This window comes from Pseudomonas sp. NUPR-001, assembly GCF_052147955.1.
Taxonomy (GTDB): domain Bacteria; phylum Pseudomonadota; class Gammaproteobacteria; order Pseudomonadales; family Pseudomonadaceae; genus Aquipseudomonas.
Genome location: NZ_CP197353.1, coordinates 2,769,501 through 2,784,863 on the forward strand (window position 1 = coordinate 2,769,501; position 15,363 = coordinate 2,784,863).

Annotated in this window: 12 protein-coding genes; 11 read left to right on the forward strand and 1 reads right to left on the reverse strand. The window is 61.2% G+C overall.

Going from position 1 to position 15,363, the window contains the following annotated elements; genetic code table 11:
• Positions 1-43: 43 nt before the first annotated feature.
• The 7 genes from ACP6KB_RS12545 (at position 44) to qhpG (ending at position 8,773) form a co-directional block, all read left to right on the forward strand.
• Positions 44-1,183, forward strand: a complete 1,140-nt coding sequence (locus ACP6KB_RS12545) for a tyramine oxidase subunit B (RefSeq protein WP_442114298.1) — start codon at positions 44-46, stop codon at positions 1,181-1,183.
• 33 nt (positions 1,184-1,216) lie between these two features.
• Positions 1,217-1,639 (forward strand): RidA family protein, encoded by a 423-nt coding sequence (locus ACP6KB_RS12550; RefSeq protein ID WP_442114039.1) that lies wholly within the window; start codon positions 1,217-1,219, stop codon positions 1,637-1,639.
• A 38-nt stretch (positions 1,640-1,677) separates the two neighbouring features.
• On the forward strand, positions 1,678-2,976 hold the full coding sequence (locus ACP6KB_RS12555) for an NAD(P)/FAD-dependent oxidoreductase (protein ID WP_442114040.1): 1,299 nt from the start codon (positions 1,678-1,680) through the stop codon (positions 2,974-2,976).
• Positions 2,977-3,154: 178 nt separating this feature from the next.
• Positions 3,155-5,062, forward strand: coding sequence for a sigma-54-dependent Fis family transcriptional regulator (locus ACP6KB_RS12560; RefSeq protein WP_442114041.1), 1,908 nt, complete (start codon positions 3,155-3,157; stop codon positions 5,060-5,062).
• 10 nt (positions 5,063-5,072) lie between these two features.
• On the forward strand, positions 5,073-6,806 hold the full coding sequence (locus ACP6KB_RS12565; protein ID WP_442114042.1) for an ABC transporter ATP-binding protein: 1,734 nt from the start codon (positions 5,073-5,075) through the stop codon (positions 6,804-6,806).
• The gene (qhpE, locus tag ACP6KB_RS12570; RefSeq protein ID WP_442114043.1) at positions 6,796-7,476 is read left to right on the forward strand and encodes a subtilisin-like serine protease QhpE; all 681 of its coding nucleotides are present in this window, start codon (positions 6,796-6,798) and stop codon (positions 7,474-7,476) included. The genes ACP6KB_RS12565 and qhpE overlap by 11 nt, the downstream gene beginning before the upstream one ends.
• Positions 7,469-8,773 carry a flavin-dependent monooxygenase QhpG gene (gene qhpG, locus ACP6KB_RS12575; protein WP_442114044.1) on the forward strand — a complete coding sequence of 435 codons (1,305 nt, stop codon included), beginning with the start codon at positions 7,469-7,471 and terminating at the stop codon, positions 8,771-8,773. Before qhpE ends, qhpG begins: the two co-directional genes overlap by 8 nt.
• A gap of 75 nt (positions 8,774-8,848) precedes the next feature.
• Here qhpG and ACP6KB_RS12580 read toward each other — a convergent pair whose 3' ends face one another.
• A complete protein-coding gene (locus tag ACP6KB_RS12580) occupies positions 8,849-10,342 on the reverse strand; it encodes an aldehyde dehydrogenase family protein (protein WP_442114045.1) in 1,494 nt (497 codons plus the stop codon).
• Positions 10,343-10,754: 412 nt separating this feature from the next.
• Between ACP6KB_RS12580 and peaA the strand changes: the two genes are divergently transcribed.
• The 4 genes from peaA to peaD all read left to right on the forward strand — a co-directional run bounded on the left by peaA (position 10,755) and on the right by peaD (position 15,308).
• Positions 10,755-12,323: a quinohemoprotein amine dehydrogenase subunit alpha gene (gene peaA, locus ACP6KB_RS12585; protein WP_442114046.1), complete on the forward strand. Its 1,569-nt coding sequence runs from the start codon at positions 10,755-10,757 to the stop codon at positions 12,321-12,323.
• A gap of 73 nt (positions 12,324-12,396) precedes the next feature.
• The gene (gene peaB, locus ACP6KB_RS12590) at positions 12,397-13,827 is read left to right on the forward strand and encodes a quinohemoprotein amine dehydrogenase maturation protein (protein WP_442114047.1); all 1,431 of its coding nucleotides are present in this window, start codon (positions 12,397-12,399) and stop codon (positions 13,825-13,827) included.
• Position 13,828: 1 nt separating this feature from the next.
• Positions 13,829-14,152, forward strand: coding sequence for a quinohemoprotein amine dehydrogenase subunit gamma (qhpC, locus tag ACP6KB_RS12595; RefSeq protein ID WP_442114048.1), 324 nt, complete (start codon positions 13,829-13,831; stop codon positions 14,150-14,152).
• A 31-nt stretch (positions 14,153-14,183) separates the two neighbouring features.
• Positions 14,184-15,308: a quinohemoprotein amine dehydrogenase subunit beta gene (gene peaD / locus ACP6KB_RS12600; protein WP_442114049.1), complete on the forward strand. Its 1,125-nt coding sequence runs from the start codon at positions 14,184-14,186 to the stop codon at positions 15,306-15,308.
• Positions 15,309-15,363: the final 55 nt, after the last annotated feature.

Genomic DNA, 15,363 nt, shown 5'->3' on the forward strand with positions numbered 1-15,363 from the left:
CGTGTGCGCCCGGCGATTGTATCATTTCAGTCTGAGAAAAATGATGTCCAATAATACAAAAATCGATTTTATCTACCTTTCTGAACAAGACATGATTCGCGCCGGTGTTACCGACATGGCCGGTTGCGTCGATACAATGGAAGAGATGTTTGGCCTGCTGTACGAAGGTGACTATCGTATGGCTGGGCCTAATAATGACTCGCACGGGGCAATGGTTACGTTTCCGGAAAGTTCGCCGTTTCCGAAGATGCCAAAACCAACCGCCGACCGTCGTTTGATGGCCATGCCAGCCTATTTGGGCGGTAACTTCTGCACGGCCGGGGTGAAGTGGTACGGCTCCAACATTGCCAACCGCGATAAAGGCCTGCCGCGCTCGATTCTTATGTTCACCTTGAACGATCCCGATACCGGCGCACCCTTGGCGCACATGTCGGCCAACTTGCTTTCGGCCTACCGCACCGGCGCGATTCCGGGGGTTGGCGCACGCCATCTGGCCCGCAAGGATTCAAGGGTTGTCGGCCTTCTTGGCCCCGGCGTCATGGGCAAAACCACCCTGGCCGCCTTCGTTGCAGTCTGCCCGCAGATTGATACGATCAAAATTAAAGGGCGTGGCCAGAAGAGCCTTGATGACTTCATTTCGTGGCTTGAAGACACCTATCCGCAGATCGTCAATATTCATGTAGTGGATACCCTTGAAGAAGTCGTACGCGACTCGGACCTGGTCACTTACTGCAGTTCCGGTGCAACCGGAGACCCTGAAACTTACCCGGTCGTTAAACGCGAATGGGTCAAGCCTGGTGCTTTTATGGCCATGCCGGCAAGTTGCCGCCTGGATGATGGCATGGAGCAATCTGATATTCGCAAAGTGCTGGATAATACCGGGCTTTATCATGCCTGGTATGAAGAATTGCCGAAGCCTGCACATAACTGCGTGCCCGTTATCGGTGTGCGTTTTATGGATATGCTGGCAGAAGGAAAGTTGACCGCCGAAGAACTTGAGGATATTGGCAAGATCATCGCCGGTGATGCACCTGGGCGTAACAATGATGAAGAAATCATCATTATGTCGGTAGGCGGAATGCCGGTTGAAGACGTTGCCTGGGGCACTGTTGTATACCGCAATGCCATCGAAAAAGGCATTGGCGTGAAGTTGAACCTGTGGGAAACCCCAGTGCTCAGCTAATACACTTTTAAGAGACTCAAGGAGTAGTAAGGCATGACCGAAATTATCAAGGTTAAAACCGGTTCTAAGTACGAGGAAATGGGCAGCTACTCGCGTTTGGTGGCGGTCGATAACTGGATTTACGTATCCAACACCGCTGGGCGTCACCCCGAGACCAAGTTGATTTCCGACGATGTTGTCGAACAAACCCATCAGGTGTTCGCCAACATTGAAGCGGCGCTCAAGGCCGTGGATTCCAGCCTGGCCGATGTGATTTGTTCGCGGGTGTTTATTCAAAACCCGGAGGATGTTGCCAGCGTCATGACCTTGATCGGCGAGAAGTTCCGCGGCATCGATCCGGCCAGTACCGTTACCTGCCCACCGCTGGGTTCGACGGTCTACAAAGTCGAGGTTGAAGTGACTGCGTACCGTAATGCCTCGCGAGCCAATGTGCTGCGCGTCAACCTGGCGCAGTAATCGCTCCGTCATAAAACCGTGTAAGTCGAGTCTTTGTCATGGCACCTACTATTGCCTCTGTGCACACTTCAAGCGTATTTCCGTCGTCCACCTCGGTTGTCATCATTGGCGGGGGAATCATAGGTTTGACCGCGGCGTTATCGCTGGCCGAGCGCAATATTCCGGTAGTACTCCTTGAGAAAGGCCGACTGGCGGGAGAACAGTCTTCACGCAACCTTGGCTGGGTGCGCAAAACCAGTCGTCATGCCGAAGATATTCCGTTGGCGCAGGCGTCTGATCGTTTATGGGCGCAAATGCCGGAGCGCGTCGGTGCGGATGTGGGTTACCGCCAGGCCGGCATCATGTTTGTCGGCCGTACTGAAACACAGATGGCCATGCATGAAGGCTGGCTCAAGTCGGTTGAGTCACTGTCGCTGGATTCGCACTTGCTCAGCAAGCGTGAAATCGAACAATTGGTACCGGGCGGTAAGGGCGACTGGGCGGGTGGCATTTATACGCCTTCGGATGGTCGTGCCGAGCCGACGCTGGCGTCCAGTGCAATTGCCAAGGCAGCTATCGCCAAAGGCGCAATCATTGTTGAACACTGCGCTGTGCGTACGCTGGTGACGGCGGCTGGCAAGGTCAGCGGTGTGGTCACCGAGAAAGGCGAAATCCGTTGTGAGCAGGTGCTGCTGGCGGGTGGTGCCTGGTCGCGGCGTTTTCTCGGCAACCACGGTATTGCGTTGCCGACCCTGCCGTTGGTGTGTTCGGTATTGCGTACCAAACCGATGCAGGGCCCGACCGACATTGCGGTCGGTGCGCCGGACTTCTCGTTCCGCAAGCACAAGGATGGCGGCTACATCATCACCCAACGCGGCAAATTGGATGCCTTCCTGACCCTCGACCATTTGCTGCTGGGCCGCCGTTATCTGCCAGCGTTCCGTGCACAACGCGACTTTCTCCAGGTGTCGATGGGCAAGCCGTTCTTCCAGGACCTGGCCCAAGCGCGGCGTTGGAAAAGCACCAGCGTTACCCCGTTTGAACGCATGCGGGTGCAAGACCCAAGCGCCAACACTTCGCTGAACAATGACGCGATGAACAACCTCAAGGCTGCTTGGCCGGTGTTTGAGCAGGCCCAGATCGAACAGGCCTGGGCAGGCACCATCGACGTCACGCCAGATTCGATTCCGGTGATCGGGCCGGTCGCGCGAATTGCCGGCTTGACCCTGGCCACCGGTTTTTCTGGTCATGGTTTCGGAACATCTCCGGCAGCCGGGCAACTGGCGGCCGATCTGGTATCCGGCCATACCCCGATCATCGACCCCACCCCGTATCGCTACAGCCGCTTCGCTTTGTAGGAGCGGGCTTGCCCCGCGATCGCGGTAAGACAGACAAATCGTAATCGCGGGGCAAGCCCACCACCTATTTACCGCGCAGGCGTAGTAGAGGAAGCGTATTAGAAGTAAAGTCACGGTGAGCCGGTCGTACTTCGCCTGCAGCAGCATCTTGCTGTGCGCAGGCACGCTGGAGTGAGAGATGCCGCGACATATACCAATAATAAACGCTACCGACCCCGTGCACACTTCGCGCATGGTCCGCCTGAAACTGATCAGCGAAGGCGCCTTGCCGCAAGGCATGCTGCGTGAAGAGATCGATGCGTCCTGGCGGCGCAGCCTCGAACATGGCCTGAACTGCCTGGAGGCGGAACAGGTGCAGTTCAACGTGCGCCACCGCTTGCAGGAGTTGCTCGACGGCAACCGCCTGCTGATCGACGCCGCGACCCCGGAAATGGAATACCTGGTCACCCGCCACGGCAACAACGCCATCATCATCCTCGGCGATGCGCAGGCCAATATCCTCGCCGTCGGCGGGCAGACCGACGAACTCAATCAAGTCGGCCTGCGCGACTTGCACCCCGGCAGTTGCTGGAGCGAGTCGAGCCGTGGCACCAACGCCATCGGCACTGCGGTGGTGGAAGGGCGGCCGACCTTGATCAACTGCGGCGAGCATTACCTCGATCGCCTGAGCCCATTTTCCTGTACCTCGGTGCCGCTGCGTGACCCTCTGGGTCAGGTCGTTGGCGTGCTTGACCTGACCCGCGAAGGGGTCATGGCACAACCGCAGGACAACCTTTCGACCCTGATTCTGGCCGCCAGCAATATCGAAAGCCGCATGTTCGGTTTGTGCTATCCCGAGCAGTTGGTGTTGTCCTTCCACAGTCGCCCGCAGTACCTGGGCAGTGCCTGGCACGGGCTGCTGGCCCTGAGTCTGGATGGTGAAGTGCTAGCGGCCAACGAGCGTGCCTGCGAGTTGTTGCAGCTCAAGCGCCCGGCCTTGATTGGCCGACGCTGCAGCGACCTGATGGGTGAACGCACCTCGGCGTTCCTTACCCGTTTGTGGACCGACCGGGTCAGCAGTGTGCAAACCGCCAAGGGCGAATTCTTCTTCCGTGCCGTGCACCTGCCACGCCGCGCCGGCATCGGGACTGCGCAGCCGGGCGGCAAAGTCTTACCAACCCCAAAAGCGCTCGAACTGGAATCACTGGCGGGCCGCGACGCACGCCTGGCCCGCGCACTGCGCATGGCGCGGCGTGGCTTGAACAATGATTTGCCGGTGTTGCTGCTCGGCGAAACCGGTACCGGCAAGGAGGTGGTGGCGCGTGCCCTGCATCAGTCCAGCCCGCGTGCCGACAAGCCGTTTGTGGCGGTCAACTGCGCGGCCATTCCGGAAGGGCTGATCGAGTCCGAACTGTTTGGCTACCGCGAGGGTGCGTTCACCGGTTCGCGGCGCGGCGGTATGGTCGGGCGTCTGGCCCAGGCCCACGGCGGCACACTGTTCCTCGATGAAATCGGCGACATGCCGCTGGCCTTGCAGGCGCGTTTGCTCCGGGTCTTGCAGGAACGGCGGGTGGCGCCGCTGGGGGGCGGTGACGAGCAGGACATCGACGTCGCGGTCATCTGCGCCACCCACCGTGACCTGAAACGGCTGGTGCTCGATCAGCATTTTCGCGAAGACCTCTACTACCGCATCAATGGCGTCAGCCTGCAGCTCCCGGCGCTGCGTGACCGCGACGACCTCAACGAGGTGATCGACAGCCTGCTGAGCAAGTTCGGCGCCGAGCGGGTCAGCCTCGACAAGGGCTTGCGGGAGCTGCTTGGCAATTTCGACTGGCCGGGCAACATCCGCCAGCTGGAAATGGTCTTGCGCTCGGCGTTGGCCATGCGTGAGCCCGGTGAGCAAGTGCTGAGCCTGGAGCATCTGACCGATTGCCTGCTGGATGAGCTCAGCGCCAGCGCACCGCAAAGCGGCAGCATTCGCGAAAACGAGGTAGAACTGATCCGCGGGGCGTTGGCACGCCATCAAGGCAACGTCTCGGCCGCCGCCGATGCCCTGGGGATCAGCCGCGCCACGCTGTATCGAAAACTCAAGCAACTGCGCGATTAAGGGGCGGTGGATGGGTGGTATGTTTCTCAGGCTGATCAACGCCTCTGACCCGGACTTGATGCGCCGCGCCCTGGCCTGGTTGTACGGCTTCGTACGCCCGCACTGGCGCGCGATTGCCGCACTGTTGGGCTTGTCGCTTGCGGCGTCACTGTTGGTGTTGCTGCAACCCTGGCTGGTCAAGACCCTGATCGATCAAGGCTTGCTGGCCAAGGACTTCGACGTGCTCTGGCACATGGCGTCGATCATGATCGCGGTGGGCATCGTCGGCATGTTGCTGGGCGGCATCAACCGCTACCTGCACACACGTCTGTCCGGGCGCATTCTGTTTGCCTTGCGTGATGACCTCTATCGTCACTTGCAGCAACTTTCCCCGGCCTTCTACGGGCGCAAACGCATCGGTGACATTCTGTCGCGACTGGATGGCGATGTCGCCGAAATTCAACGCTTCGCCGTGGATTCCCTGTTCGCGGCAGTGTCCAGCGTGATTGGCTTGATCGGCGCGGTAACCTTGATGTTGATGCTGTCGTGGCAACTGTCGTTGCTGCTGGCGTTGCTGATTCCCATCGAAGTGCTGTGGTTGCGCTGGATGCGGCGCAAGGTCGAGCGCGAGGTGCGCAATCTGCGTGAGCGCTCTGCCGATGTTTCGTCGTTCATGGTCGAGACCCTGCCAGCGATGAAGTTCATTCAAGCGGCCGGGCAGCAGCAACGCGAGTCGGCGCGCCTCGACCACCTCGGCAAAGGCTACATGGGCCAGTTGCTGCGGGTGCAAATCACGGAATTCTTCACCCAGGCGGTGCCAGGCACGCTCACCTCGCTGTGCCGTGCCTGTGCTTTTCTGGTTGGCGGCTACTGGGTGATTCAGGGCACTTGGCAATTGGGTGCGCTGATCGCTTTTTCCACCTATCTGGGCATGGCGGTCGGGCCGGTGCAGAGCCTGCTTGGCCTGTACGTGGCGGTGCAGCGCATGGCAGTGAGCCTTGGCCGGGTGATGGAACTGCAGCAGGAACCGGTCAGCGTCAAACAGCCTGCGGTGCCTGTACCCGCCGGGCAAGGCCCCGGCGAATTGCGCCTGGAGGCCGTGCACTTTGCCCACGAGCAGCGCCTGGGCATGGTGCTGGCGGGTGTCGATATCTGCATTCCGGCCGGTGTGAAGGTGGCCATCAGTGGCGCCTCGGGTGTCGGCAAATCGACCCTGATCGACCTGCTGCAGCGGTTCTACGACCCGGACCAGGGGCGCATCCTGCTCGATGGTGTGGATTTGCGTGAGCTGGATTTGTTGGCGCTGCGCAAGTGCATCGCCGTGGTCAGCCAGGACATTGTCTTGTTTCGCGGCACCCTGGCGCAGAACCTGGCCTACAGCGTGCCCGAGGCCAGCCGTGAAGACCTTGAGCGGGTCGTGCGCCTGACGCGTCTGGAGAGCTTGGTCGAAGCCTTGCCGCTGGGCCTGGACGGTATCCTCGGTGAGCGAGGCCAGCAGCTGTCGGGCGGGCAGAAACAACGCATCGCCATTGCCCGCGCCTTGCTGCAGAACCCACGGGTACTGGTGCTCGATGAAGCAACCTCGGCGGTGGATGAGGCCACCGAACGGGAAGTGATCGCCGCCATCGACCAGCTGTTCGCCGGGCGCACACGGATACTCATCAGCCATCGCACCAGCACCCTGGCCGACGCCGAGTTGCACCTGCACCTGGAGCAAGGGCGCCTGCAGGCGGTCTGGCAGGAGTCGCTGCGCCATGGTGAATAACGTGCGGGTGGGCGTGATCGATTCCGGCTGCTCTGAGCTTCAGGCCCCGCGTGTGGACGTTGGCCGGCGCTTCTGGCTGGATCAGGGTGTGCTCTGTGAAGGGGATGTGCAGGACGACGTGCTCGGCCACGGCAGCGCGGTGCTTGAACAGTTGCTGAGCCAGGCTGAAGGTGTATCGGTAACCATCGCGCAGGTGTTCGACAGCCGTGGCGCTACCTCGGTGCTGCAGGTCAGCGCGGCGTTGTTGTGGCTGGTGGAGCAGGGCGTGCAGGTGATCAACCTGAGCCTGGGGCTGAGCCAGGATCGCCCGGTGCTGCGCCAGGCCTGTGCACAGGCGCAGGCGGCCGGGGTGATCCTGTGTGCGTCGAGCCCGGCGCGGGGTGGTCCGGTCTATCCGGCCAGCTACCCCGGGGTGGTGCGCATCACCGGTGATGCCCGCTGTACCAGTGGGCAGTGGTCGTGGCTGAACACGGCGCAGGCCGAGTTCGGTGCGGCGGTCGGGGCGCGGGCCGGGTCAGCCGGTGCCAGTCTCGGCTGTGCAGCGTTGAGCGGGCAGATTTGCGCCTATCTGGCTGAACACCCAGGGGCTGATCGCGAGCAGGTGCTGGCGTATCTGCGTGAAAACGCTACCTACTTTGGCCCTGAGCGCCGTGGAGTCGATCATGCCTGAGCCGCGTATCCTGATTCTTGGTGCTGGCCCGGCCGGTGCTGCGTGCGCCATTGGCCTGCGGCGTCTGGGGTATGGCGTCGAGATAGTCGCTGACTGGCGCCGTTTCGATGCCGTGGAAGGCGTGTCACAGCGGGTGCTGGAGGGCTTGCGCCATGCTGGGTTGAGCAACGCCCTGGAGCAGGCTGCGATACCGGCCCGGCGCCGTGTGCGCTGGAACGGTGTGGATCAGCAGCTTAATGAGGAGTGTCTGCTGGATCGGCGCTTGTTCGATCGTGCGTTGCGCGATGACCTGAAGCAGGCCGGTGTCGAAGTGATCGAGGGGCGGGTGGGTGGCGTTGACAGTGACGCGCAAGGACACCGCGTGGTGCTGGACGGTGGCCAGGTGCTGCACGCAGATTTCCTTGTCGAAGCCCGTGGTCGTCAGGCGCCGTTAGCCAGCGACCGGCTGCGGGGCCCGGAAAGCGTCAGCCTGCTCAACCTCTGGCAAGGCGCTGAAGGTGAGCCGTTCTCGGCGGTGGAAAGCCTGGAGGATGGCTGGGCGTGGATGGCACGTTTGGCCGATGGCCGTTGCTATTGGCAAATCAGCCTCGACGTGAGCACCAGCAACCTGCCGGGCAAGGCCCGCTTGCCGGAGTACTGTGCCCAGCGCCGGCGCGAGTCGGCACTGGTGAGCGAATTGTTTGGTGCCGATGCCTGGCAAGCGGCGACGGTGCATGCACGCAGCAGCACGGCGATCCTCGCCGGTGAATGCAGCGGCGACAACTGGCTGCGCGTGGGGGATGCGGCGATGGCGGTCGATCCGTTGTCCGGCAACGGAATCTTCCAGTCGTTGTCGTCTGCCTTGCAGGCGCCGGCGGTGATCAACACCTTGCTGCGCCGTCCTGAGCATCGGGCGTTGGCCCGGGGGTTTCATCAGCAACGTATTGAACAGCTGTTCTTGCGTTTCGCCCGTATCGGCCGGGACTTCTATGCCCAGGAACAGGACAAGGCCGGGCAGCCATTCTGGCAGCGTCGTCAGGCCTGGCCAGACCTGCAGCCGATACACCTGCCGAGTGATTATCGCCAGTTGCAGGTGCAACAGCGGCCGGTGGTGCGTGATGCCTTCATCGAACCTGCCGAGGTGGTCGTCAGCCCAGACCAGCCCTTGGGTATCTGGCACCTGCAGGGTGTGCCCCTGGCACCGCTGGTGCGCGGCCTGCAGGCTGGGAGCACGCTGGATCAGCTATTGGCTGGCCGGTCGGCATCAGAGCAGATCATGCTGCGCAGCTGGCTGGTCGCGCAGGGTTACCCTCGGTAGGAGCGGGCTTGCCCCGCGATCGCGTTGTGTCTGATGAAACGCAATCGCGGGGCAAGCCCGCTCCTACCGGGTGGTTTACAGTTTGATTAGCACCGACTTGAGTTCGGTGTAGTGCTCGATGGCTGCCGCGCCCATCTCGCGGCCTACGCCCGACAGCTTGTAGCCCCCGAACGGCAGCGCCGGATCAAGGGCGCTGTGGCAGTTGACCCACACCGAACCCGACTTGATCCGCGGGATCATGCGGTGCACGGCGCCAAGGTCGTTGGACCAGATGCTTGCGCCCAGGCCATACGGGTTGTCGTTGGCCAGGCCAATCACTTCATCGATGTCATCAAATGGCATGGCCACCAGCACCGGGCCGAAGATTTCTTCCTGAACCAGACGGTGGCGTTGGTCGACGTCAACGATGACCGTAGGTTTGACGAAATAACCCGGGCCAAAACCTTCACCGCCACAGGCCACCGTGGCGCCAAGTTCACGGCCCAGGTTGATGTAGCCGGTGACCCGGTCCTGCTGCTTGGCGGAAATCAGCGGGCCCATCTGTACCTTAGGGTCCAGGCCGTTACCCAGGGTCATGCCGTTGGCAATCGCGGCGATGTCGGCAACCACGTTGTCAAAATGCTTGCGGTGCACATACAGCCGCGAACCTGCGCAGCACACTTGGCCCTGGTTGAAGAAGATCGCCGTGGCGGCACCGGCAGCGGCTTCTTGCAGGTTGGCGTCGGGCATGACGATGGTCGGCGACTTGCCACCCAATTCGAGGGTGACGCGGGTCATGTTTTCCATCGCCGCCTTGCCGATCTGTTTGCCGACTTCGGTGGAACCGGTGAAGGTCAGTTTGTCGACGCCAGGGTGACGGGTGAGGGCGGCGCCGGCATTCAGACCGGTTCCGGTGATGACGTTGAACACTCCATCCGGGTAGCCCGCCTCTTGCACCAGTTCGGCCAGTTTCAACGCGGTCAGCGGGGTTTCATCGGCAGGTTTGAGCACCACGGTACAGCCGGTGGCCAGTGCCGGGCCAAGTTTCCAACAGGCCAGCAGCAGTGGGAAGTTCCAGGCGACGATGGCGCCGACCACGCCGATCGCTTCGCGGCGGATGAAGCCATGGAACTGGTCGTTGGGCATCAGCGGCAAGGAAGGCTCTACTGTTGTGCCTTCAATTTTGGTCGCCCAGCCAGCCATGTAACGCAGGAAGTCGATCGCCAGCTGCACGTCCATGACTTTCGCCACCGCTGCGCTTTTGCCGTTGTTCAGGCATTCCAGTTCAGCCAGTTCCTGTGCGTCACGCTCCATCAGCTCGGCCAGGCGCCACAACAGGTTCTGCCGTTCACGCGGGCGCATGCGGCTCCAGGGTGAATCATCGAATGCAAGGCGTGCTGCCTTGACGGCACGATCGACATCCTCGCTGTCGGCGCATGGCACTTCCCCCAGCACTTCGCCGGTGGCCGGGTTGCGAAAGCTCATGGTCTGACCGCTTTGCGCATCTTGCCAGTCGGCGCCGATGCGCATTTTCAGTTTGCGGTCGAGAAAAGCCTGGGTACGAGGGAGGATGGGCAGTGTCGAAAGCATGGAGGCAGCGCCTTTTGTCATTGGAGGTGCAGAGCACTTTCGCAACCACCATGCCAGATTCGAAAAACGTACTTAAAGTATTGATATAAAAGCGTTATTTATAGGTCGTGAAGCGCCGCAGCGCAGGCTGTGCTGTAGCACTTTGAGACGCCATGAGACGCGCGTGAAACAGTGCGCCACTGGCCTAAGCTTGCTAGGTGCGCGAGCGGTGTCTCAAGGTGCTACAGGCTGTCGCAAATTTAGACGCCGGATGTGGATCCCATCCCCACCCACCGCTTGCCTTGCTTGACTCAAGTTGTTGAAATCAAAGGCTTTACCAAGATTGGCACAGATTCTGTATCAGCCATTCGCAGATTCACCTACGGCACCCAGCGTGCAAGAACGATAAGAACAACACCGTGGAGGTCTGACCTTGAGAATGACTCGACTCCGGCGGCATACGAACAGCCTGGCGCTGATCGTCTCCGCCTTGCTGTGTACCCAGGCACAGGCCGCAGAGCCCGGCGCCGCACTGCTGCAAACCAAGTGCATGGGCTGTCACATTGCCGAAGGCAACGATACCTACAGTCGCATCAGCCACCAGCGCAAAACCCCCGAAGGCTGGCTGATGAGCATTGGCCGTATGCAGGTCATGCATGGCTTGCAGATCAGCGATGATGATCGCCGCACCCTGGTCAAATACCTGGCCGACCGCCAAGGGCTGGCACCCAGCGAAACCGAAGGTGTGCGCTACGCCATGGAACGCCGCCTGAACACGGTCGAGCAGTTCGACGAAAAACTCAGCCAGACCTGTGGCCGTTGCCACTCCGGTGCGCGGGTAGCGTTGCAGCGTCGCCCGGCCAAAGAATGGGAACACCTGGTCAACTTCCACCTCGGCCAATGGCCGTCGCTTGAGTATCAGGCGCTGTCGCGTGACCGTGACTGGCTGGATATCGCCTTGAAGGAAATGGTTCCCGAGCTGGCCAAGCGTTTCCCGCTGGACAGCGCCGCCTGGGCCGACTGGCAAAAAGCACGGCCCAAGGCCGAAGTGCTGGTGGGGCAGTGGGCTTTCAGTGGTCATATGCTGACCAAGGGCGATGTCCGCGGCGCAATGACCGTCACCGGCGCGCAAGGCGACGGCGCATTCAAGGTTGAAGTCAAAGGCCAGTATGCCGACGGCTCGCCGTTCCAGGGCAGCGGCTCGGCAATTCTCTACAACGGCTTTGAATGGCGCGGCAACGTGCAGATCGGTGATACCACCATGCGCCAGGTGTTTGCCGCAGTGGATGGCGAGATGAAAGGGCGCATGTTCGAGGCCGAGCATGACGAACGCGGCCTGGACTTCACCGCTGTCAAAGACGGCAAGGCGCGGTTGCTGGCCGTGCAGCCTTCGTTTATCAAGGCCGGCAGCGAAGCGGAGCTGACCCTGGTCGGCAGCGGTTTGTCCGGTACGGCCAGCTTTGGCCCGGGTATCGAAGTGGTCGAAGTGCTGCAGTCAAGCGCCAACCAGGTGCGGGTCAAGGCTCGTGCCGCCGCCGATGCTGCGCCTGGGGTGCGCGAAGTCAGCCAGGGTGCCTTGAAAGGCGTGAGCCTGACCGTCTACGACAAAGTCGAAGAGGTCAAGGTGGTGCCCGCGTTCTCGATTGCGCGGATCGGCGAGAACGGCGGCAGTACGCCGAAAGTGCAGGGCCGTTTCGAGGCCGAGGCCTGGGGCAAAGATGCCAAGGGCCAGCCGTTGCGCATTGGCTACCTGCCAGCGCAGTGGTCGGTCGAACCCTTCAACGAAAAGGCCAAGGAAGACGAAGACGTCAAGTTCGCCGGGCAGATGCTGGACAACGGCATCTTCATGCCCGGTGGTGCCGGGCCTAACCCCGAGCGCCGGATGATGACCAACAACGCTGGCAATCTGAAAGTGATTGCCAAACTTGAGGACGGCGGACAGCAGGGTGAGGGCCACCTGATCGTTACCGTCCAGCGCTGGAACAACCCACCGCTGCCGTAATCGGCCGCGGGCTGTGCGGGCGCTGAGGCGCCCGGATTCCAACGTTGTTCGGGATACACATCGGGAGGTCGCCATGGGCGCACTATTGAATCTGGTCGAGCGCAACCTGCATGAAGTGCAGGTGGATGCCGCTCGCATGCTGTTCCATATACCCAGCAGTTCGCTGTTTGCTACAGATGCCGTCACCGGCGGGATCATCGATACCTTGCGTGAGCAAGGCTGTTCGCCTGAGGAATTGGTGCATCGCCTTGAGGCGCGTTTTACCGGCCAAGACGTTGAAGAAACCCTGCGTGAGCTGATTGCCCTGGAGCTGGTCAGCGACGGCTCGCCGCTGACACCGGAAATCGGCGTCACCCGCGTCGAGCGCACGGCCTTGAACACTGTGGTGCTGAACGTCAACACCGGCTGCAACTTAAGCTGCAGTTACTGCTACAAGGAAGACCTCGACAAGCCCTCGGCCGGCAAGAAGATGAGCGCCGCCACCGCGGAATCCTCGGTGGAAATGCTGCTCAAGGAATCGCCGGACGAGAGCCGTTACACCGTGGTGTTCTTCGGCGGTGAGCCGCTGTCGAACCGGCCACTGATCGAGCACATGGTGGCGTATTGCGAACGGCGCTTTGCCGAAGCGGGCAAGCAGGTCGAATTCGTCATGACCACCAACGCCACGCTGCTCACCGAGGAGATTGTCGACTGGCTCAACGCCCATCGCTTTGGCCTGTCGGTGAGCATCGACGGGCCGAAGACCGTGCACGACCGCAACCGTATTACCGTGGGCGGGCAGGGCACCTACGATGTGGTACGGCGCAAGGCCGACATGCTGCTGTCGCGCTATGACAGCCGCCCGGTCGGTGCGCGCGTCACCCTGACGCGTGGCATTACTGATGTCGAAACGATCTGGAATCACCTGTTCAACGAGCTGGGGTTTGCCGAGGTCGGTTTCGCCCCGGTGACCTCCGGTGACATGGCCGATTTCAACCTGACCGCGGATGAGTTGGTGGAGGTCTTTGCCAACATGAAGGCCTTGGGACGGCGTTATCTGGAGGCCGCGCTGGAGCACCGCAACATCGGTTTCTCCAACCTGCACCAGCTGATCACCGACATCCATGAAGGCCACAAAAAGGCCCTGCCGTGCGGTGCCGGCCTGAAGATGCTGGCGGTCGATCACAAGGGCGAACTGAACCTCTGCCACCGCTTCACCGGCTCCAGCCTGCCGACCTTCGGCAACGTGCACACCGGGGTGAAACAGGTTGAGCTCAACGACTTTCTGTCACAGCGCCTGGATCGTAGAGGCACCGGTTGCGATACCTGCCGGATCCGCAACCTGTGCTCCGGCGGCTGCTACCACGAAAGTTACGCGCGCTACGGCGACCCCACCCATCCGACCTACCACTACTGTGAGCTGATGCGCGACTGGGTCGACTTCGGCATCGAAGTCTACAGCCGCATCATGGCCGCTAACCCGGCGTTCATCAGCCGCTACATCACCCCGCGGAAGGCGCACTGACATGAAACACCTCAAGCCGCTGAACAACAAAGCGCAAATTCTTGAGCAAGCCGTTGCCCAGGACCGAGTCGAGGAAGTCGTGGCCATGAGCGCCGTCGCCGGGTGCACGGCAACCACCGACCCGGGCTGGGAAGTGGATGCCTTCGGGGGTGTCAGCTCGCTGTGCCAGCCGATGGAAGCTGACCTCTATGGCTGTTCTGATCCGTGCTGGTGGCCGGCCCAGGTGCCGGACATGATGAGTACCTATCAGGACTGGAACGCGCAAGCCACCAACTCCAAAGACGACTGGCGCAACCTGGGCACTGTGTTTCCTAAAGACAAGTGACCGGCCGACAAGAATAACAAGGGGACATCGCATGAAACCTGGAGTTTTCGCCAAACTGGCGTTCACCGTCGCCGCCTGTGCCAGTAGCCTGGGCGCCTGGGCTGCCGACAACAGCGGGGCTGCGCTGCAGGCCGGCCACGAGTACATGATTGCCACCAACTACCCGAACAACCTGCACGTCATTGATCTGGCCCGCGACGAGGTGTTCAAAAGCTGCAAGTTGCCGGACGCCTTTGGCCCCGGCACGGCAATGATGGCGCCCGACAACCGCACCGCGTACCTGCTCAACAACCATTTCGGTGACCTCTACGGCATCGACCTGGACAGCTGCAAAACCGTGTTCCATGCCAACCTGTCCAGCAACCCGGGTGAGGTGGCGCGTTCGATGTTCTCGTTCGCCATCAGCCCGGATGGCAAGGAGTTGTATGCCACGGTCAACCCGACCCAGCGTTTGAATGATCACTACGTGGTCAAGCCACCCCGCCTGGAAGTGTTCAAGGCAGCCGACGGCGTCGGTGCGAAACCGGTACGTAGCTTTCCGATGCCACGCCAGGTGTACCTGATGCGTGCCGCCGATGACGGCAGCTTGTACGTGGCCGGCCCGGATATCTACAAAATGGATGTCAACACCGGCAAGTACGAAGTTGCCATGGCGCTGCGCAACTGGCAGCGCCCGGGCTTCAGCGCACCGGACGTGCTGTACTTCTGGCCCCACCAGACCGCCCAGCACGACTTCACCATGCTCTACACCGTGGCCAAGTTCACAGACGACAAGCAGGATCCGGCTACTGCCGAACCGATGTACGGCTACCTGAGCATCGACCTGAAAACCGGCAAGAGTCACTACCAGGAGTTCGCCTCGCTGACCGAGCTGTATTTCACCGGCTTGCGCTCGCCACAGGACCCGAACCAGATGTATGGCGTGCTCAACCGTCTGGCGCGCTACGACATCAAGGAGCGCAAGCTGATCAAGGCCGCCAATCTGGAGCACACGTATTACTGTGTGGCCTTCAACAAGCAAGGCAGCAAGCTCTACCTCGCCGGCACCTTCAACGACATTGCCGTGTTCGATCCGCAGAGCCTGGAGAAGGTCAAGAACATCCAGTTGCCGGGCGGTGACATGTCGATTACCACCACCCAGGTGTTTGTCAGGTAAACAGACCAGCGCGGCTTGCTGCCCGTGCGGCAAGCCGTTGCTTCGCAGTACCACA